At 66.2% G+C, this 269-nt stretch carries 1 protein-coding gene; it reads left to right on the forward strand.

Annotated features, from left to right (window positions below; all coding sequences use genetic code 11):
* Positions 1–52: 52 nt before the first annotated feature.
* On the forward strand, positions 53–269 hold a 217-nt coding region (locus tag KZZ06_RS20930), incomplete at its 3' end, for a recombinase family protein (RefSeq protein WP_219581880.1).

A 269-nucleotide genomic window follows, 5' to 3' on the forward strand; every position in this document is an offset into this window, starting at 1 on the left:
GCGGATCGTCGGCGCACCCGTCCCCAGAACGGCCGTTTAGGAGACGCGCGGCATGGGTGATATTCTAGGCTATGCCCGCGTCAGCACCGGCGATCAGGACGTGACGGGCCAGACCATGCGACTGGAGAACGCCGGCGCCATCAAGGTGTTCACCGACGTCATTTCGGGCAAGAGCATGGAGCGGCCCGGTCTGGCAGAACTGATCGCCTACGCCCGCAAGGGCGATACGCTGGCGGTTGTGCGCCTCGATCGGCTTGGGCGCTCGCTCG

Origin of the sequence: Sulfitobacter sp. CW3 (assembly GCF_019392245.1) — a bacterium.
Lineage (GTDB): Bacteria > Pseudomonadota > Alphaproteobacteria > Rhodobacterales > Rhodobacteraceae > Sulfitobacter.